Origin of the sequence: Lentzea flaviverrucosa, assembly GCF_003350445.1 — a bacterium.
GTDB classification, from domain to species: Bacteria; Actinomycetota; Actinomycetes; order Mycobacteriales; family Pseudonocardiaceae; genus Lentzea; species Lentzea californiensis.
Map to the genome: position 1 here is coordinate 443,211 of NZ_QQAU01000003.1, position 18,766 is coordinate 461,976.

22 protein-coding genes are annotated in these 18,766 nt (G+C 70.5%); 17 read left to right on the forward strand and 5 right to left on the reverse strand.

Annotated features, from left to right (window positions below; genetic code table 11):
- The first annotated feature begins 2 nt into the window (after positions 1-2).
- The 4 genes from DFR72_RS11940 to DFR72_RS11955 are packed head-to-tail and all read left to right on the forward strand — an operon-like array spanning position 3 to position 4,222.
- Positions 3-2,324, forward strand: a complete 2,322-nt coding sequence (locus tag DFR72_RS11940) for a DEAD/DEAH box helicase (protein WP_090062632.1) — start codon at positions 3-5, stop codon at positions 2,322-2,324.
- Entirely contained in the window at positions 2,321-3,079 is a 759-nt protein-coding gene (locus DFR72_RS11945; RefSeq protein WP_090062630.1) for an SWIM zinc finger family protein, read from the forward strand. The genes DFR72_RS11940 and DFR72_RS11945 overlap by 4 nt, the downstream gene beginning before the upstream one ends.
- The gene (locus tag DFR72_RS11950; protein WP_090062628.1) at positions 3,076-3,615 is read left to right on the forward strand and encodes a sugar O-acetyltransferase; all 540 of its coding nucleotides are present in this window, start codon (positions 3,076-3,078) and stop codon (positions 3,613-3,615) included. The genes DFR72_RS11945 and DFR72_RS11950 overlap by 4 nt, the downstream gene beginning before the upstream one ends.
- A complete protein-coding gene (locus DFR72_RS11955) occupies positions 3,605-4,222 on the forward strand; it encodes a DUF2238 domain-containing protein (RefSeq protein ID WP_245982832.1) in 618 nt (205 codons plus the stop codon). The genes DFR72_RS11950 and DFR72_RS11955 overlap by 11 nt, the downstream gene beginning before the upstream one ends.
- A 108-nt stretch (positions 4,223-4,330) precedes the next feature.
- Here DFR72_RS11955 and DFR72_RS11960 read toward each other — a convergent pair whose 3' ends face one another.
- The gene (locus DFR72_RS11960) at positions 4,331-5,329 is read right to left on the reverse strand and encodes a helix-turn-helix transcriptional regulator (RefSeq protein WP_090062626.1); all 999 of its coding nucleotides are present in this window, start codon (positions 5,327-5,329) and stop codon (positions 4,331-4,333) included.
- Between the two features lie 102 nt (positions 5,330-5,431).
- Here DFR72_RS11960 and DFR72_RS11965 point away from each other — a divergent pair, with 102 nt between their 5' ends.
- The gene (locus DFR72_RS11965; protein WP_090062624.1) at positions 5,432-6,724 is read left to right on the forward strand and encodes an FAD-dependent oxidoreductase; all 1,293 of its coding nucleotides are present in this window, start codon (positions 5,432-5,434) and stop codon (positions 6,722-6,724) included.
- A gap of 43 nt (positions 6,725-6,767) precedes the next feature.
- On the opposite strand, the gene DFR72_RS11970 is transcribed toward DFR72_RS11965, so the two are convergent.
- On the reverse strand, positions 6,768-7,733 hold the full coding sequence (locus tag DFR72_RS11970; RefSeq protein WP_090063557.1) for a helix-turn-helix transcriptional regulator: 966 nt from the start codon (positions 7,731-7,733) through the stop codon (positions 6,768-6,770).
- 48 nt (positions 7,734-7,781) lie between these two features.
- On the opposite strand from DFR72_RS11970, the gene DFR72_RS11975 reads away from it, so the two are divergent.
- Together DFR72_RS11975 and DFR72_RS11980 are read left to right on the forward strand one after the other, a co-directional pair.
- Positions 7,782-8,258 (forward strand): hypothetical protein, encoded by a 477-nt coding sequence (locus tag DFR72_RS11975; RefSeq protein ID WP_090062623.1) that lies wholly within the window; start codon positions 7,782-7,784, stop codon positions 8,256-8,258.
- 65 nt (positions 8,259-8,323) lie between these two features.
- Positions 8,324-8,827: a DUF2087 domain-containing protein gene (locus DFR72_RS11980; protein WP_090062621.1), complete on the forward strand. Its 504-nt coding sequence runs from the start codon at positions 8,324-8,326 to the stop codon at positions 8,825-8,827.
- Here the strand turns inward: DFR72_RS11980 and DFR72_RS11985 are convergent.
- Both DFR72_RS11985 and DFR72_RS11990 read right to left on the reverse strand, forming a co-directional pair.
- Complete coding sequence (locus DFR72_RS11985) at positions 8,809-9,540, reverse strand: SDR family oxidoreductase (protein ID WP_090062620.1); 732 nt, start codon at positions 9,538-9,540, stop codon at positions 8,809-8,811. The two genes, DFR72_RS11980 and DFR72_RS11985, sit on opposite strands and share 19 nt — an antisense overlap.
- Positions 9,541-10,033: 493 nt before the next feature.
- Complete coding sequence (locus DFR72_RS11990) at positions 10,034-10,369, reverse strand: hypothetical protein (RefSeq protein ID WP_090062618.1); 336 nt, start codon at positions 10,367-10,369, stop codon at positions 10,034-10,036.
- Between the two features lie 85 nt (positions 10,370-10,454).
- Between DFR72_RS11990 and DFR72_RS11995 the strand changes: the two genes are divergently transcribed.
- The 10 genes from DFR72_RS11995 (at position 10,455) to DFR72_RS12040 (ending at position 18,098) form a co-directional block, all read left to right on the forward strand.
- Positions 10,455-11,033 (forward strand): RNA polymerase sigma factor, encoded by a 579-nt coding sequence (locus DFR72_RS11995; RefSeq protein WP_090062617.1) that lies wholly within the window; start codon positions 10,455-10,457, stop codon positions 11,031-11,033.
- Positions 11,030-12,286 carry a hypothetical protein gene (locus tag DFR72_RS12000; RefSeq protein ID WP_090062615.1) on the forward strand — a complete coding sequence of 419 codons (1,257 nt, stop codon included), beginning with the start codon at positions 11,030-11,032 and terminating at the stop codon, positions 12,284-12,286. Before DFR72_RS11995 ends, DFR72_RS12000 begins: the two co-directional genes overlap by 4 nt.
- Positions 12,287-12,331: 45 nt before the next feature.
- The gene (locus DFR72_RS12005) at positions 12,332-12,841 is read left to right on the forward strand and encodes a GNAT family N-acetyltransferase (RefSeq protein WP_090062614.1); all 510 of its coding nucleotides are present in this window, start codon (positions 12,332-12,334) and stop codon (positions 12,839-12,841) included.
- Positions 12,819-13,577: an arylamine N-acetyltransferase family protein gene (locus DFR72_RS12010; protein WP_090062612.1), complete on the forward strand. Its 759-nt coding sequence runs from the start codon at positions 12,819-12,821 to the stop codon at positions 13,575-13,577. Before DFR72_RS12005 ends, DFR72_RS12010 begins: the two co-directional genes overlap by 23 nt.
- Before the next feature lie 57 nt (positions 13,578-13,634).
- Positions 13,635-14,144, forward strand: a complete 510-nt coding sequence (locus DFR72_RS12015; RefSeq protein ID WP_090062611.1) for a YflT domain-containing protein — start codon at positions 13,635-13,637, stop codon at positions 14,142-14,144.
- A 68-nt stretch (positions 14,145-14,212) separates the two neighbouring features.
- Entirely contained in the window at positions 14,213-14,881 is a 669-nt protein-coding gene (locus DFR72_RS12020) for a hypothetical protein (protein WP_090062609.1), read from the forward strand.
- Between the two features lie 62 nt (positions 14,882-14,943).
- The gene (locus tag DFR72_RS12025; RefSeq protein ID WP_090062608.1) at positions 14,944-15,699 is read left to right on the forward strand and encodes a TetR/AcrR family transcriptional regulator; all 756 of its coding nucleotides are present in this window, start codon (positions 14,944-14,946) and stop codon (positions 15,697-15,699) included.
- A complete protein-coding gene (locus DFR72_RS12030) occupies positions 15,696-16,535 on the forward strand; it encodes an NAD(P)H-binding protein (protein ID WP_090062606.1) in 840 nt (279 codons plus the stop codon). The genes DFR72_RS12025 and DFR72_RS12030 overlap by 4 nt, the downstream gene beginning before the upstream one ends.
- 80 nt (positions 16,536-16,615) lie before the next feature.
- On the forward strand, positions 16,616-16,846 hold the full coding sequence (locus tag DFR72_RS12035; protein ID WP_143086560.1) for a YciI family protein: 231 nt from the start codon (positions 16,616-16,618) through the stop codon (positions 16,844-16,846).
- A gap of 7 nt (positions 16,847-16,853) precedes the next feature.
- Entirely contained in the window at positions 16,854-18,098 is a 1,245-nt protein-coding gene (locus tag DFR72_RS12040) for an RNA polymerase sigma factor (protein ID WP_090062603.1), read from the forward strand.
- Here the strand turns inward: DFR72_RS12040 and DFR72_RS12045 are convergent.
- Positions 18,095-18,685, reverse strand: a complete 591-nt coding sequence (locus tag DFR72_RS12045; RefSeq protein WP_090062601.1) for a LysE family translocator — start codon at positions 18,683-18,685, stop codon at positions 18,095-18,097. The genes DFR72_RS12040 and DFR72_RS12045 overlap by 4 nt on opposite strands.
- Positions 18,686-18,766: the final 81 nt, after the last annotated feature.

Genomic DNA, 18,766 nt, shown 5'->3' on the forward strand with positions numbered 1-18,766 from the left:
GTATGTTCGTGCCTGCCGACCCGCCCAGATTCGGACAGCTCCACGGAAAACCCCTGCTCGAAGCCTTGCCCGAGGTGCTGTCCGGCGACGGCTACTGGGCGGTGGCCGCCGCGACCGCGCTCACCCTGGTCGCCCGAGGCCGGATCGTGCCCGGCGTGACGGCCGGCGGCTACGACACCTGGCGCGCCGGACCGCTCGACCACGCCGACGAGCTGCACCTGCGCCAGCTCGCCGCGCACGGCGACTACGACCTGCTGCGCCAGTTCCTCGACGCCGTCGCCGACACGCTGCCCCGCACCGGCACAGGCCCGTTCGCGGGCATCGATGCCTGTGACGTCTCCGGGCTCAAGACCTGGGCCGATGAGCAGATCACGCTGTCGCTGCGCATCGAGATCAGCGACGACCTGCGGTTCCGGGCGATCGTGCAGGTCCGTGCCGTCACCGACCCCTACCCGCGCGACGTGCGCGGCTCCGGCCGCGAGCTCGACGCCATCCGCGCCATGGCCCGCATCGACTGGCCGCCGCTGCAACGCCTGCTCGACCAGGCCGACCTCACCGACGACGAGGTCGGCGAACTGCTCGGCACCGGCATCGAGGTCCACTGGCCGCGCGAACTCGCCACCACCCTGTCCGCGAAGGCCGTCATCGGCGAACCGAGCGGCCCGCTGCACGCGGGCGACCTGCTCTCGTTCGACTGGCGGATCGCGCTCGGCGACGCGGAGCTCACCGACGCCGAGATGGACCTCGTCGCCGAGGCCTCGCGGCCGATCGTGAAGCTGCGCGACCAGTGGGTGCTGGTCGACCCGAAGCTGCGCCGCAAGGCCCGGCAGCGGCTCGACCCCATCACCGCCGCCCAGGCCGTCACCGCCGCGCTCACCGGGGTGGCGATCATCGGCGGCGAACACGTCGAGGTCGCCCCGCACAGCCTCACCACCGCCATCACGACCGTCCCGGAGTTCCCGCAGCCCGCGGCGTTGCGGGCCCGGCTGCGCGACTACCAGCTGCACGGACTGCGCTGGCTCGCCCACATGACCGGCCTCGGACTCGGCGCCTGCCTCGCCGACGACATGGGCCTGGGCAAGACCATCACGCTCATCGCCCTGCACCTGCACCGCCGCCACGACCACCCCACGCTCGTCGTCTGCCCGGCCTCGCTGCTGGGCAACTGGGAACGCGAGATCCACCGCTTCGCCCCCGGCACACCCGTCACCCGCTACCACGGTCCACAACGGACCCTCGCCACCGAAGGCGTCGTGCTCACGACCTACGGCACCATGCGCCTGGACGCCGAGGCGTTGCGCGCGCACCCGTGGGGCATGGTCGTCGCCGACGAGGCCCAGCACGTCAAGAACCCGCACTCCGGTACCGCCAAGGCACTGCGCTCGATCCCCGCCGCCGCGCGCGTCGCGTTGTCGGGCACCCCGGTCGAGAACTCGTTGTCGGAGCTGTGGTCCATCCTGGACTGGACGACACCGGGCCTGCTCGGCACGCACCGCGCGTTCCGCACCCGCTGGCCGCACCCCGACGACACGCTGGCCAAGGTCGTCCGGCCGTTCCTGCTGCGCCGCCGCAAGTCCGACCCCGGCGTCGCCCCCGAACTGCCCGCCAAGACCGAGACCGACCGCTACGTCTCCCTGAGCGTGGAGCAGGCGGCGCTGTACGAGGCGCTGACCAGGGAGACCCTCGAGCAGATCGCGTCGAGCGACGGCATGGCCCGCCGCGGCCTCGTGCTCAAGCTGCTGACCGGGCTCAAGCAGATCTGCAACCACCCCTCGCACTACCTCGGCCACCCGACGCTGGGGGGCACGTCCGGCAAGCTCGACCTGCTCGACGAACTGCTCGCCACGATCGTCGCCGAGGGCGGCTCGGCGCTGATCTTCACCCAGTACGTCGGCATGGCCCGGTTGCTGGAGCAGCACATCACCCAGCCCACGCGGTTCCTGCACGGCGGCACACCCGTGCCCCAGCGCGAGCGGATGGTCGACGACTTCCAGAACGGCCGCGCCCCCGTGTTCCTGCTCTCGCTCAAGGCCGCCGGCACCGGCCTCAACCTCACCCGCGCCGACCACGTCATCCACTTCGACCGCTGGTGGAACCCCGCCGTCGAGGACCAGGCCACCGACCGCGCCTACCGCATCGGCCAGACCAGACCCGTGCAGGTGCACAAGCTCGTCACCGAGGGCACCGTCGAGGAACGCATCGCCGCGCTGCTGCAGGACAAGCGCGACCTCGCCGACGCCGTCCTGCACGGCGGGGAGTCCGCGTTCACCGAACTCACCGACGCCGAACTGGCCGAGCTCGTCCAGCTGAGGAGCGCACCGTGACCGCACGCGGATTCGCCGCGTTCCCCAAGGTGACGCGCCGCGTCGCCACCACCTGGTGGGGCAAGGCGTGGGTGAAGGCGTTGGCGGACACCGCCCTCGACACCGGCCTGATCCGCCTGGCCCGCCGCTACGCCCACGCCGGCGTCGTCGGCCCGATCACCGTGAGCCCCGGCCGCCTGCACGCCCAGGTCCACGACGACGACACCGTCTACAGCACCACCGTCAGCCTCCCGGTGCTCTCCGAGGTCCAATGGGGACGGTTCCTCGACCGCGTCGCCGAACACGCCGGCCACATCGCCGCCCTGCTGGACAACGACATGCCGCGCGACCTCGTCCTGGCCGCGGAAGAGTCCGGAGTGGACCTGCTGCCCGGCATCGGCGACCTCGAAGCCGACTGCGACTGCGGCGGCTGGGAACTGCCGTGCCGTCACGGCGCCGCCCTGGCCCTGCAGGTCGGCTGGCTGCTCGACGCCGACCCGTTCGTCCTGCTGCTGCTCAAGGGAAAACCGGAACAGGAACTCCTCGATGCCCTGCGACGGCGCGTCGCCGGCCCCCTCGGAACCAGAACACCTGTGGTGGTTTCCGTCGAACCAGCAGGTCAACTACCCCCTCGCCCCGTACTGCCGACCACCACACCTGTGGTGCTCGCGGTCGAGCCGCCACCCGGTTTCGAAGCCGCGGACGTCGTGGCACTGATGGAGATCGCCGCATCCCGCGCACGTGCACTGCTGCGTTCGGGCACTCTCGAAGGATGATCACCGAGAAGCAGAAGATGATGACCGGCGAGCTCTACAAGGACTCCGACCCCGAACTCGTCGCGGAACGCCTCTCCGCCCAGCGGCTCGTGGACGAGTTCAACGCCACCCGCTCCGGCGACGTCATCACCAAGCTCTTCGGCTCACTCGGCGAGGGCTCGTGGGTCATGCCGCGGTTCCAGTGCGACTACGGCTACCAGATCCACATGGGCTCCAACAGCTTCCTCAACTACGACGCCATCCTCATGGACTGCGCCACCATCACCATCGGCGACGACGTCTCCATCGGCCCCCGCGCACAACTGCTCACCGCCCTGCACCCCATCGAGGACCACGAGGCCCGCCGCCAGCGCTGGGAGTCCGCCGCCCCCATCACCATCGGGAACAACGTGTGGCTCGGCGGCGGCGTCATCGTCTGCGCCGGCGTCACCATCGGCGACAACGCGGTCATCGGAGCCGGTAGCGTCGTCACGCGCGACATCCCGCCGCGCGTACTGGCCGTCGGCAATCCCTGCAAGGTGATCCGTGAGCTATGACGAACGACCGCTGGAACCGCTGGTCCTGCTGGGACTGACGGCCGTCGCCCTGATCGCGTCGGGCATCAGCCCCCACGACCGCACCACCTGGTACCTCGAAGTGGCCCCCGTCGTCATCGGCGGGGCGCTGCTCGTGGCCACCTACCGGCGGTTCCGCCTCACGCCGCTGCTGTACCGGCTGATCTTCCTGCACGCGCTGGTGCTGATCCTGGGCGGCCACTACACCTACGCGCGGGTGCCGGCCGGGTTCTGGGTGCAGGACTGGTTCGACCTCGCGCGCAACCACTACGACCGGTTCGCCCACCTCGTGCAGGGGTTCGTGCCCGCCGTGCTCGCCCGCGAGGTCCTGCTGCGCCGGACGCCGCTGCGGCCCGGTGGGTGGCTGTTCGTGCTCGTCACGTCGGTGTGCCTGGCGTTCAGCGCTTGTTATGAGTTGCTGGAGTGGGCTTCGGCGGTCATCGGTGGATCGGCTGCGGGGGACTTCCTCGGGACACAGGGCGATGTCTGGGACACGCAGTGGGACATGTTCATGGCTCTGGTGGGGGCGGTGGTCGCGCAGGTGGTGTTGAGGCGGGTGCACGACCGGGAGCTCGCGCGTGAGCGTTGAGCAAGCCATCGCGCACGTCGACGCCCTGTCGGCCGGTGGGCCGGTTTCCGGCTGTCCACACAGGACCTGCTGCGGCACGCGGACGACCGCACACCTGAGTCGGTCTCGTCAGGCTTGCCTCCGGCGGATGCCGGCGTAGCGACGTGCGACGTGACGGCAGGCTTGGAGGAGTTCGGGCGGGTGCAGGTCGGTGAGGTCGGTGTCGAAGGTGGCGAGGATCCCGGCGATGCCGGCCCAGGACCAGGCGCCGAGGGTGAGGCGGCAGTGGTCGGCGTCGAGGTGTTCGACGACGGAGCCGCCGGGCGCCCAGCGGGCCACGACGTGCGCGGGCAGGTTGAGGCGGGCGCTGCCGGTGCACTGCCAGGCCGCGGGGGTGTCACCGCGGTCGTGACTGCTCATGACGAAGTGCCCGAGGTCCTCACCAGGGGGTTCGCGCGGTGCGAAGGCACGGGTGGTGTGCCGCGGGTGCAGCCGGTCCACCCGATGTACCCGCCAGTCCTGGTCCTCCAGGTCGTAGGCGACCAGGTACCACCGTCCTGCCCACACCACGAGGTGGTGCGGCTCGAGCCGGCGGGCTGCTGCGAAGTCCGCCTCGCCGGGAGCGGCGCGCGTCCCGTCCGGGCGCAGGACTTCGGTGACGAGAACACGGCGCAGGCGCACAGCGGCGCCGACGGTGGTGAGCGCGGCGGGGTCGATCGGGGGTGCGGGGAACTCCCAGTAGTTGCGCAGAGCGGTGAGACGCAGGGATTCCATGGCCGCGCGGAGCGTGTCGGGCATGGCCTGCTGCACGGTGGCCAGGGCTCTGGCGGTGTCGTCCTGCAGGCCGAACACCGAACTGGGTGCGGTCTGCAGCGCGATGGCGATCGCCAGTGCCTGGTCGTGGTCGAACAGCAGGGGCGGCAGTGCGTGGCCGGTGCCGAGCCGGTAACCGCCGTCGGGACCGCGGACGGTCAGGACCGGGTATCCGAGTTCGCGCAAGGTGTCCAGGTCGCGTCGCACGGTGCGTTCGCTGACCGCGAGGCGGGCGGCGAGATCACGCAACCGCCACGTCCGGCGCGAGCCGAGCAGGGACAGCACTTGCAGCGCCCGGTGTGACGTACTCGCCATTGCGTCATCGTGCCAGCAGTACTGGCCATCCGGTGTCCACTACCGCAGGCACCGTCTGCGTCGGCAACTGAAGGTCGTCGAGCGGCGGAAGGGCAGTCGAGCATGCGCGTTGTGGTGGTAGGAGGAGGGATCGGTGGACTCGCTCTGGCAGCGGGAGCACGCCGGAGCGGCCATGAGGTGGCGGTGTTCGACCGCGACACCGACGTCGCCGCGACCGGCGGCTACCACATCACCCTCGACGAGCGAGCCCAGTCGGCGCTGCGGCGGCTGGTGGCGCCGCAGGTCATGCGCCGGCTGCTGGCCTCGGGTTCGGCGCTGCGCCTGCGGGACCGCGACCTGTTCTGGGACTACCGCGGCCGCGTGCTCGGACACGGCCCGGACCTGTCCGGCAGCGCGAGCATCGACGTCGACCGCATCACGCTGCGCACGCTGCTGGCGGAGGCCGTCGGCGAGGACCTCCACCTCGGGCGGGCCGTGTCAGGCGTCGGCGTCGACGAACACGGCATGCCACAGGTCACGTTCGCCGACGGCACGTCGGTCACCGCGGACCTGGTGGTCGGCGCCGACGGAACCCACTCGGTCGTGGCCCGCCACCTGGCGGCAGGCCCGACCAGCCACCCGGCCGGCATCATCGGGTTCTCCGGACGCACCCCGCGAGCCGACCTCACCGCCGCCGAGCAGCACCGGCTCGGAACACGCTCGTCGATGGCGATCGGTCCGAGGGGCGCCGCGCTCTACGTCGGGTTCCTCGACCCGGTCGGCAACGCCGCGCTCGACGCCCCCGAGCTGAGCGCGTCGATCACCACCGGCCCGACCTACATCTGGGGAGCGATGTTCCCCGAGTCCGCCCGGACCGACTTCCTGCGGGACCTGCACGGCACCGCGCTGCGAACCGCTCTGCTCGACCGGTTCCGGGACCACCGGTGGGCCGGCCACACGCTGGAGGTCATCGCGCGGACCGACCCCGGCAGCGTCGCCGCGTTCCGGTTCAACGCCGCGTCGACCCGCGCCGGCGACCTCGCCCCCTGGGCCGCGAGCCGCATCACCGCGCTCGGCGACGCCGTCCACGCCACACCACCCACCGCGGGCATGGGCGCCGGCGCGGCCATCCAGGACGCCGCCGACCTGCTCACCCAACTCGACGCCCTCCCCGACGGCACCACCACGGCCATCACCGACGCGATCGGCCGCTACGAGGCACAGCTGCGCCGGCGCGGCGGTGAGGTCCTCTCCGCCGCCATGAGCACCGTCCGGTTGATCCTGGCCACCGACACCACCCTCGGCGCCCTGGCCACCGCCGCGCTCAGCCCGGTCGTGGCCGCGGCTGCCCGGCTTCGACGGCCACCCTCCAGTCCTGTCCGGGCGGCGCCGGTACCCGATCGGAACGGCATGTGAAGCACCGCAGTCGCGTCGTCGGTGGGCTGCCCTGAGCCTCGGTTCACAGGTACATCGAGGCCAGGCGGCGCACCGCGTCCGCGATCCGCTCCCGCAGTTCCGCGGGCTCCAGCACCTCGACCTCACCGCCCAGCCGCAGCAACATGCCGGTCGCGTGCGCGACCGACTCGATCGGGATCGTCGCCACGAAGAAGCCGTCGTCGTCCGCGACGGACTCCTCCGCCGCCCGTGCCACGACCGGCAGCACGTGCGACGGGAACGCCTCCCAGCCGGCGGGCGACAGCCTGATCACCGCCGAACCCGTGTACTGCCGTGCTTGGAAGTCCTCCAACGACGCCGTCCAGTGCGCCGCGAGGTCGAACCCCTCCGGCCGCGTGAACGACTCCTCCGACACGGTGGCCGCCTGGATCTGCGACACCCGGTACGTGGAGATCCGCGTGGAGCCCTGCGCGACCAGGTACCAGCGCCCGGCCTTCAGCACGAGCCCCAGCGGCCGCAGCACGCGCGTCACCTCCTCGGGCGCGCGCCACCGCCGGTAGCTGACCTCCAGCAGCCGTTCCCGCCACACCGCGTCGGCCACGACCGCCAGCAACGGCGAACGCTCCGGGTCGTAGTACCAGGCGGGGGCATCGAGGTGGAACCGCGTGGCCATCCGCGAGGCCCGGTCGCGCATCGGCGACGGCAGCGCCGCCATCAGCTTGAGCTGCGTCGCCGCGACGGCGTCCCCGAGGCCCAGCTCCGCCGCCGGTCCCGGCAGGCCGGCCAGGAACAGCGACTCCGCCTCCTGCTCGGTCAGGCCGGTCAGCCGCGTGCGGTAGCCGTCGAGCAGCTGGTAGCCCCCGGCCGGGCCCGCGTCGCCGTACAGCGGCACCCCGGCCGCGTGCAGCGAGTCCACGTCCCGGTAGATCGTGCGGACCGACACCTCCAGCTCGTCCGCCAGCGCCTGCGCCGTCATCCGCCCCTTGCTCTGCAGCAGGAGCAGCAACGACACCAATCGACTCGCACGCACCGGCACACACTGACACAGGCTGTCAGGGTTAGCTCATACGTTCGACCCATGGCTTTCTACGAGAAGGAGCTGGCGGTCAGGGAACCGCTGGTCGTCGCAGGCAGGCACGTCAAGCGCTACGAGGTGGTCACCCCGGGGCTGGAGATCACCGACGACATCCGCGACGCCGCCTACGCGTTCCTGCCGAAGATCTACCCGGACTTCGAGGACCCGACCCCGCCCGCGACCGTGACGGTCCTGCACCGCAGCGCCGCCGGCATGTACCTCAACGCCTACAACTGGGTCTGGGACAACGTCCTGCACTGCCGCACCGCCGTGTCCGGCGACCAGCCGTTCCTCGGCTCGACCGACCCGGACCTCACGCACTTCACCGTCATCCCGAAGGACCTCATCGGCTGCGTCTGGGAGCTTCCGCCGCTCGCCCACGAACGCGCGGCGTGGGTGCGCCACGTGCTCGAACCGGACACGCCGGACTTCGAGGGCTACCTCGCCGACGTCATGGCCGAAGGGCTGGTCGGCCGATGAGCGAGGAGTGGCAGGGGGCCGCTGCCCGCTGAAAACGGATGGACGGCGGCGTTAGGTTCGCAGGCATGACCACTCCGGAATCCGTCGTGCGCGCATTGGCAGAACCCACGAGGCTGCGGGCGTTCGCCGCCGTCGTCCTCGGCGCGGGCACCCTGGCCGACGTCGCCGCCGCCTCCGGGCTGAAGGTCAAGGACGCCGGCACCGCGCTGAGCAAGCTGCGCGAGGCCGGGCTGGTCGAGGGGGAACCGGCCCGGCCCGCCGACCTCAAACCGCTCGCGGCGACGCTCACCGAGGCGATGCCCGCGGACGGGCTCGCGCCGTTCATCAGGGGCGACAAGCTCATCTCACTGCCGGTCGCCCACGACCGCCGCCGCAAGATCCTCGAACACGTCGCCGCGCAGGCCTTCACCGCGCGGACGTACTACGAGGAGAAGGAGATCAACGAGCGGCTCGCGGCGTGGTGCGACGGGGGAGAGGTCGACCACGTCACCATCCGCCGCTACCTCGTCGACTTCGGCCTGCTCGAGCGCGGCGGCGGCATGTACCAGGCTCAGCCTCTCCCGATGTAGGGCATCGTCGTCGCCATCACGGTCATGAACTGCACGTTGGCGTTCAACGGCAACTGAGCCTGGTACAGCACGGCGTCGGCCACGTGCCGCACGTCGAACGTCGGCTCGGGCTCGACCTCGAAGTTCGCCTGCAGCACACCGGCGCCCATCCGCTCGGTCATCTCCGTCGCGGCGTTGCCGATGTCGATCTGCCCGCACGCGATGCCGAACGCACGGCCCTCCAACGACAACGACTTGGTCAGCCCCGTCATCGCGTGCTTGGTCGCGTTGTAGGCCACCGCGTGCGGGCGGGGCACCGACGCCGAGATCGAGCCGTTGTTGATGATCCGGCCACCACCGTGCGTCTTCATCACCCTGAACGCCTCGCGCGCGCACAAGAAGGCGCCAGTCAGGTTCACCCCGACGACCTTCTCCCACGCGCTGAGGCTGAACTCCTCGATCGGTGTCGCGCGCACGTTCATGCCGGCGTTGTTGAACAACACGTCGACACGGCCGAAGCGCGCGACGACCGCCTCGAACAGCGCGACGACCGAGTCCTCACGCGACACATCGGCCGGCACCACGAGCGCCGAATCGGGAAAGCCCTCTCCGGTCTCGATCAACGCGGCCTCGCGCCGGCCCGCCAGCGCCACCTGGAACCCCGCCCCCAGAAGGGTTCGCGCCGCCGCGCGCCCCACCCCGGAACCCGCTCCCGTCACGACCGCGACTGCCATCGGCGATCTCCCCTCGATCCAGCGATTGCCTGAAGTGTCCCGTGTGGAGTACCTACAGGTGTGGAGTGCGAAGAGGACACCTGCCAGTTGTGCGCGGGGTCCGGAACCATGTCGTGGCAGCAACCCGTTCCCGGCCCGGAAGGCCTTGTGCTGCACGAGATGTCGCACCCGTGCCCGCGCGGGTGCTCCGGCTGGTGGAGGCTCCCGCACGGCGAACGCAGAGGCATCGTCGCAGGCAATGTCGCACGTGCCAACGAGATTCCAGCCCGTCCGTCCACCCAGGCCTGATCACCGAGCGTGAACGATGGGGGTCACCCATTATTGCCGGGAGGGTCCCTGCTTGGCGGATGCCGCCACTTGGAGTAGAAGCGGACACTGTTCTTCTGTGAAGGAGTGCAGCCGTTGCCTTGGTTCTGGGCTCAACGAGGACCGGTCCGCCTGCCGAGTCTGCGGAGGCTTGGGGCAGGTTCCGGACCGATAGCTGTCGCAGGGCCTATCTCTTCGTCATCAAGGTCGGGCCGAGGATCCGGCGGGCCAACCGCCGGGTCAGCGACTTGGCCTTGCGCTCCGCGGCCGCGGACGTGGCCGCGGTGGCCGCCGCCGGAGCGGGTGCCGCCGGAGCGGGTGCCGCCGGAGCGGGCGCTGGTGGAACGGGCGCTGGTGGAGTGGCCGCCGCGGGTGCGGGCATCACCGGGAAAACGCCCGGGATCGTCGCCGCGTCCTGCTGCGGGATCGTGATCTTCGCGAACACCTGGGTCTCCGCCTCGACATTGCCGGGCTGCTTCTGCTCGATCGGCACGCCGAAGATCTTGCCATCGGCGTCATTCACGCCTCGAATGAGGGGCAGCTCCCTCCCAGTTCGGTGACGCGCGTCACGCAGCACACTGACCTGTGACGGCCCCAGGCGGAGTGTGATGACTGAAACGACCGAGCGCGCGAACGTCGGGCCGCCCGACACGCGCCTCTGGGAGCAGATCGCGAAAGGCGACCACGCCGCGTTCACCGAGCTGTTCGAACGCCACGCCGAAGCGGTCTGGAACTACGCCTACCGCCTGACCGCGTCCTGGTCGCAGGCCGAGGACCTGCTCTCCGCGACGTTCCTGACGGCCTGGCGCAAGCGCGGCGACGCCCAGCTGGTGCGCGACTCGGCGCTGCCGTGGCTCTACACGGTGACCGCGAACCGCGCCCGCACCGAATGGCGGGCCTCGCGCAGAGCGTTGCGGCTGGTCGCGAAGCTGACCCCGCAGGACGAACGCGACCACGCCGACGAGGTCGCCGCGCGCACCGACGCCCAGCGCCGACTGGCCCAGGTGGTGACCGCCATCGCGAAGCTGCCCGCCTCCGAACGCGAGATCGCCCAGCTCTGCCTGCTCGGCGACGTGTCCACCGCCGACGCCGCCGCGCTCCTCGGCATCGCCGAGTCGAGCGTCCGCGCCCGCGTCTCCCGCACCCGCGCCCGGCTGCGCGACCTGACCCCCGAGGACAACGGATGATCGACCAGCTGCCCGAACACCGCACCATGCCCGACGACGTCCGCATGCGGGCCCGCCGGCGGCTGTCCGAGGGAATGAGCCCGGCCGCCCGCAGCGGCAGGCCGGCTCTGATCGCCGCCGGCGTCGGCGTGCTCGCCGCCGGAGCGGTCTTCGCCAGTCAGGCCCTGCTCGGCGGCTCGGCCGATCCCGCGGCCCCGCCGGTGCAGTACAACGGCGAGTTCGTCGGCAAGGACCGCAAGCTCGTCAACCACGTCGAAACCGGCAAGGTCGCCCCGGAGGCGCTGGCCCGCTGCGCCGCCGCCGCGAAGGAACACCCGCCCGCCGGGGAGTGGCAGCCGATGGCGACCAGCTCCAAGAACGGCACGGTCCTCACCGCGTTCCGCGTGCCGGCAGGCGTCTTCTTCTGCGCGAACACCGCCACCACCACGACGATCTCCGTGCCGAACCCGGCCGTGCTCGAGGGCCGCCGTCAGGTGGAGATCCTGTTCACCACGCCGAGCGGCACGATGGCGGGCCTGGTCTCCTCCGACGTCAGGTTCCTCAGCCTGTCCCAGATCGCCGACGCCGGCCGGAGCACCACGCTGCCCGCGCTGGTGGATGGTCTGTTCCTCGCTCCCAGTGGCTTCCAGAAGGCGGAGAACGGCACGAAGGCGCTGGTCGACGGCGAGGAGTTCGCTGTGCGGGGCGTGCCGAGGCCTACCACGTCCGTCGTCGACCGGCCGCTGGCGCCCGCTGTCCGCGACACCCCCGAGACCGTGCGGTTCGGCGCCTGCCTCCAAGGGCGGGCGGTTCCGGATCCCGACCATTTCGCGCACGGCCTCACGACCCAGGTCAGCGCCACCGACACGATCATCACGGGCCGCTTCGGCGACCTGCTGCTCTACTGCCGCGAGGCGGACCACGAACCGGCTCCCGGCTCGGTCCACGACCTCGACGACCTGACGGAGATCCGCGGCACGACCGTCGCGGCGAAGTCGGTGTTCTACGACTTCAAGCCCTTCAAGGTCAACGAGCAGGGGGAGTACTACGACGGCGGCAGCACCAGCACCGCGGCGGTCGGCCTGGTCCTCGACCCCCGCGCGGCGTCGATCACCTACACCAGCCCCGGTGCCGCGGACGTGCCCGCCACGATGGGCAACGGCACGTTCGTGCTGGCGGCCCGGCTGCTCGACCGGCACCCCGACGCCCGCGTGGTCGTGCGGGACGCCGCCGGAACCGTCCTGGAGACGATCACACCGCAGAACCCGTCGTAGCCGCTCAGCGGTAAAAGCGGTGGACGGCCGCGTCAGGATCTCCTCGTGGAAACCGGACGCCTGACGCTGCGGCCCCTCGGGCCGTCCGACCTGGACTCACTGCGCGCGCTGCACGCCGACCCCGAGGTCATGCGGTACCTGGACCCGGCACCGGCCGAGAACTACCTCGCGGCCGGCTTCCACGCGGCCGTCGAGAAGGCGACCGGCCGGTTCGCCGGCTGGTTCGAGTTCAAGGGCACGACCGAGGTCGAGCTCGGCTACCGGCTGCACCGCGCGTTCTGGGGCCTCGGCTACGCCACCGAGGGCGGGAAAGCCCTGATCGGACGCGGTTTCACCACCGGTGGTGTCCAGCGCGTCGTCGCCACCACGATGTTCGTCAACGCCGGATCGCGGCGCGTGATGGAGAAGTGCGGGCTGCGGCACGTCCGCACGTTCCACGTCGACTTCCCCGATCCGCTGCCCGGCGCGGAATACGGAGAGGTCGAGTACGCGCTGACGAAAGAGGAATGGCAGCGAGCTCAGGGGGAACGGCATGTGGCAGACGGAATCAGTTGATTTGGGTGCGTACTTAGCGCGTACGGGGGCGTCGGCGTCGAGTTCGCTGACGGAGTTGCACGAAGCGCATGTGCGCGCCATTCCGTTCGAGAACATCGACGTGATGCTCGGCCACGTGCCGTCACTCGACCTCGGTGACATCCAGGACAAGTTGCTCGGACGGCGCCGCGGCGGCTATTGCTACGAGCACCAGCTGCTGTTCACGGCCGTGCTGGAACGTCTGGGCCACACCGTGAGCAGGCAGATGAGCCGTGTGATGACCGGGCCGCGCACGCACTTCATGTCCATCGTAGACGACCAGCTCGTCGACGTCGGGTTCGGTGCCGGGATGCTGCACCCGATGCCCCTGGTCGACGGCGCGGTCGTGGACCAGGCCGGGTGGCCGCACCGCCTGCGCCGCGAGGACGGCCGCTGGGTGCTGGAGAAGCGGTCGGCGGACGGCTGGGACCTGCAACACGCGTTCGAGACAGGCATCGAGCAGCGGCCCGTCGACTACGCGGCCGCCAACTACTACGTCGCCACGCACGAACGGTCGCCGTTCAGCCGCCAGCTCGTCGTCATGCGTCTCGAACCGGGTCTGAGCCGCCGTCTCGTCGGCACTCAGTTCACCGTCGAACGCGCAGGGGAGAAACCTGAGAATTCTCAGGTGGACGACCTCCAGAAAACACTGGAATCGCTGGACATCACGCTTACCGACAGGGAGCTGAGTCACATCGGCTCAACCTTGGGAACATAAACGGAACCGCGTTCGTAGTACCAGGTGCAAGGGGATCGCAATTCGGAGGTGTTGGAAATGACCACCGCGACTCCGTTCGCCACGGGAACGAATTCCACGGGCGTCAACGCACTGCCCACCCCGCCCACGGGCTGGCCCATCGGTTCCTACGGGACCTACGAAGAGGCACAGCGGGCCGTGGACCACCTGGCGGACAACAAGTTCCCGGTCGCGGACGTCACCATCGTCGGCATCGAGCCGATGATCGTCGAACGCGTCACCGGTCGCCTGACCTGGGGCCGCGTCCTCGGCGGCGGCGCCGCGTCCGGTGCCTGGTTCGGTCTGTTCGTCGGTCTGCTGCTGGGTCTGTTCTCGACCGGCGGCGCCCTCGCCCCGATCGTCACGGGTCTGGTCGTCGGTACGGTCTTCGGCCTGGCCAGCGCCGCCACCCGGTACGCGGCCACGCGCGGCCGCCGCGACTTCGCCTCGGTCACGCAGCTCGTGGCCGGTCGTTACGACGTGCTCAGCAACCCGCGCAGCGCCGAGCGTGGCAAGGAGATGCTGACCGCGCTGGCCTGGCGCTCGTAGAACTACAGCTCCCACCACAGGAAACGCCGTTCCGATCTTCGGGGCGGCGTTTCCGCTTTACTGGCGCCATGTCGACCTGGGGGACGCACTGGTGGCGGATCGTGCCGCTCGCCGCGGGACTGCTGGTGAGCGTGGTGGCGTCGGGCATCAGCCTGTTCGGAATGGTCCCGATCGTGCTGTGGTGCGTGCTCGCACGCACCTGGCGGAGCGGGTTCGTCGTGGGGATGAGCCTGGTGGCCGTGCACGCGTGGTTCGTCGTGCCGCGCCAGCTGGGGTGGTCCGGGCCGTGGGTGCCGTCGTACATCGAGAGGTTCTGGCTCTACGCGGTGGTCACGGCGTTCGTCTGCGCCGTCGGCCTGGCCGTTCAACGTTGGCTCCTGGCCGGCCTCGGGTGGCTGTTCGCGATGATCGGGTCGGGCTTCTTCATCACCGTGGTCCTGCTGTTCGACGCGCTGGAGGCCAAGCCCCGTGACGAGGGTGTGCTTCCAGGACCGTCTGGGCTGCAGGTGGTCGAAGGTGCGGGTTACTGCGGTTCCGGCAACTGCTCCCGCGATGCGGTCATGACCGGGGACCGCGCGCCCGAGGTGGTGCGCGAGCACCTGGAGTCGCGGGGGTACATGGCCCGATCACCGGAGCGGATGTGCTGGGCGGTCGGAGTCGTGTACACGCACGAGGTGTGCGCGGACATGAGGACGATCTCCGCCGACAAGGTCGAGGTGACCTGGTACATCAACTGACGACCATTTCCGTACGACATACGGTATTGTTTCCGTATGGCCTACGGAAATGGGGTGGACGGATGGCCGCCGAACGCAGTGGCGGGGGAGACCCGGTCAGGACGCTCGCACTGCTCTGGCGCACGCCGCAGGAGCCGAAGCCGGTCGGCAGGAAGCCCAAGGTGAGCGTCGACCAGATCGTCACCGCGGCGATCGCGGTGGCCGACCGCGAGGGGCTCGGCGCGATGTCGATGGCCCGCGTCGCGCAGGAGCTGACCGTCGGCACCATGTCGCTCTACACGCACGTGCCCGGCAAGGCCGAGTTGATCGACCTCATGGCCGACGCGGTGCTGCAGGAACGCGAGCTCACACCCGAGGGCACCTGGCGTGAGCGGATCAAGCACTACGCCGACCGCACGCGTGCGGTCTACCAGGCACATCCGTGGATGCGGGACGTGTCGATGGTGCGGCCGCCGCTCGGCCCGGGACTCATGGACGGCCAGGAGTTCGTGCTGGCCGCACTCGCCGACTCTGGCCTGGAACCGCGGCAGGTGACCGTCGCGCACGTCGCGGTTGAGGGCTTCGTGCACGGCGCCGCGGCGTCCGAAGTGGACGACCAGCAGCTCGCGGCGTCGACCGGCGAGTCCGGTGACTCGTGGTGGGGCGCGCGGCAGGTGTTCTGGGACGACTACTTCGACGTCGAGCGCTACCCGGCGATGACGGCGCTGTGGAACGCCGGCGCCTACGACACCGAGGGCACGCTCGCGCAGAACATGCACCACTCGTGGAACTACGGGCTCGACAGGTTGCTGGACGGCATCGAAGGGGGCATGCGATGACGACGCTGGTCACCGGCGCGACGGGCAACGTCGGCCGGTTGGTGGTGCGGGGACTCGGCGGTCCGGTGCGGGCGATCACCCGCGACCCGGCCAAGGCGGACTTCCCTGCCCACGTGGAGACGGTGAAGGCGGACCTCGACGACCCGGACAGCATCCCGTTCGACGGCGTCGAGAAGCTCTACCTGTTCGTGCACCCGCCGACCGCGCGGGAGGTGGTCGAGCGAGCGGTGCGGGCAGGCGTGCGCAGGATCGTCACGTTGTCCTCGGGCGCGGTGACCTACGGCTACGACACCAGCCACCACCTGCCGGTCGAGCAGGCGGTCGAGGCGTCCGGCGTCGAGTGGACCCACCTGCGGCCCGGCGAGTTCGCGGTCAACAAGATCGACCTCTGGGCACCGTCGATCCGCGAGGACGGCACGATCGTGCACCCCGAACCGGACGCGTTCGGGCAGCCGATCCACGAGGCCGACATCGCCGACGTGGCGATCAAGGTGCTGCGGGAGGACGGCCACGGCGGCAGGGCCTACGACCTGTCCGGCCCGCCGCAGATCACCCAGCGGGACATGGCCCGTGACATCGGTGCCGCGATCGGCCGCACGCTGTCGTTCCGCGACGTCACCGTGGAGGAGGCGCTCGCCTACTACGTGAGCGTCGGCTGGCCTGAGGAGATCGCACGCTACGTCCTCGGCATCGCCGGCTACGAAGGCGGCGACCCCGACGACTTCGCCGACTACGAGTTCGTCGTGTCGCCCGACTACGAGAAGCTCACCGGCAGGCCGTACCGGACGTTCGCCCAGTGGGCCCGCGATCACGCCGGTGACTTCACCGCGGAATGACCCGTTCGGCCGCTGATCACCTCGTCGATTCCGGCACCTCCTCGTTCGACGTCCTCGTAGATGGCGAGCGAGGAGGCCAGGTGCGGTTCATGGTGTTCGTCAGGAGTTCGGGTCCGTTGGCGGCACTGCACGGGGACGAACTGCTGCGCGCAGGCGTGCTCCTGGACGCGGGCGACTTCGTGCCGGACGCCTGCGGGGTCTCGGGGTTCTGGCTGATCGACGTGCGCGACCGCGAGGAAGCGGTCGCGCGGATGAAGCGCATCGCCCTCCCGGCGTGCGTCGTGGAAATACGTCAGGTGGCTGTGGTCTGATTCCCCCATGGGGGCTACCTCGGTGCACCGCACCATCGACGCGGTCTGGCGGATGGAGTCGGCGAAGGTCATCGCCGCCCTGGCCCGGTACACCCGCGACGTCGGGCTCGCCGAGGAGATGGCCCAGGACGCGCTGGTCGCGGCCCTGGAGCAGTGGCCGGTCGAAGGCGTGCCGCGCAACCCCGGCGCGTGGCTGATGACCACGGCGAAGCGGCGTTCGATCGACCAGATCCGCCGGCGCGAGAACCTCAACCGCAAGGTCGAGGAGATCGGCCGCGACGTCCAGGAGGCCACGCCGGACGCCAGCGAGGGCATCGACGACGAGATCGGCGACGACCTGCTGAGCCTCATGTTCACCGCCTGCCACCCCGTCCTGGGCACCGAGGCGCGCGTCGCGCTCACGCTGAAGATGCTGGGCGGCCTCAAGACCGAGGAGATCGCCCGCGCGTTCCTGGTCAGCGACGCGACCGTGGCGCAGCGCATCGTGCGCGCGAAGAAGGCGCTCGCCGACGCCGGGGTGCCGTTCGAGGTGCCCGAAGGCCCCGAACTCGCCACCCGGCTCGCCAGCGTCCTCGAGGTCATCTACCTGATCTTCAACGAGGGCTACTCCGCCACCCAGGGCGACGACTGGCTGCGCCCCGAACTGTGCGCCGAGGCGCTGCGGCTGGGCCGCGTGCTCGCCGAGCTCGCGCCCAAGGAGGCCGAGGTCCACGGCCTGGTCGCGCTGATGGAGATCCAGGCCTCCCGCACCAAGGCCCGCACCGGCCCGAACGGCGAACCGGTGCTGCTGCTCGAGCAGGACCGGGGCCGCTGGGACTGGCTGCTCATCGGCCGCGGCCTGAAGGCCCTCGAACGCGCCGAAGCCCTCAACCAGCCACCCGGCCCCTACTACGTGCAGGCCGCCCTCGCCGCGTGCCACGGCCGTGCGCGCAGGGCCGAGGACACCGACTGGCAGCGCATCGCCACCCTCTACCAGGTGCTCGCGAGCATCTCGCCGTCCCCGATCGTCGAGCTCAACCGCGCCGTGGCGTTGTCGATGGCCTTCGGGCCCGCAGCCGGTCTCGCGCTGGTCGACGAGATCGCGGGCGAGAAGGCGTTGCAGGGCTACCACCTGCTGCCCAGCGTGCGCGGCGACTTCCTGGTGAAGCTCGGGCGCAGCGCCGAGGCCAAGGCCGAGTTCGAGAAAGCCGCCGCCCTCACCCGCAACGAACGCGAACGGACCCTGCTGCTCGAACGCGCCGCCGCCTGTTAGGTCAGCGCGAGCTTCACGCCCAGCGCGGCGAACGAGGCAGCGAAGAACCGCCGCAGCCACACCATCACCCGAGGCCGCGCCAGCACCCGGTCGCGCATCGACGCCGCGAACACCCCGTAGACGGCGAACACCGCGAACGTCAGCGCCATGAACACCGCGCTCAGCGTCACCATCTGCCCGAACCCGGTCGCGAACTGCGGCAGGAACGCCACGAAGAAGATCGTCAGCTTCGGGTTGAGCAGGTTGATCAGCACCGCCGACACCACGACCCTGCGCGCGGACGCCGGCGCCGCCGCGGTGTCCACGACCAGTTCGCTCCTGTCCCGCCACGTCGCCCACGCCAGGTAGACGAGGTACGCGACACCCAGGTACTTCACGACCTCGAACGCCAGCGCGCTCGTGTGCAACAACGCCGCCAGCCCCGTCACCGTCGCCAGCACGTGCGGCACGATCCCCAGCGTGCAGCCGAACGCGGCGATCACGCTCGCTTTGCGCCCGTGCGCGAGACCGGCGGACAACGTGTACAGCACACCGGTGCCGGGGGTGGCGACCGCGATCAACGTCGTGATCAGGAAGGCGAGGCTCATGCCGGTGAACTCTGCCGCGCAACCGGTCCAGTTGACAGAGCCACAAACCGCCCTTGAAGTTGGACCACTTCGGGTGTCGAG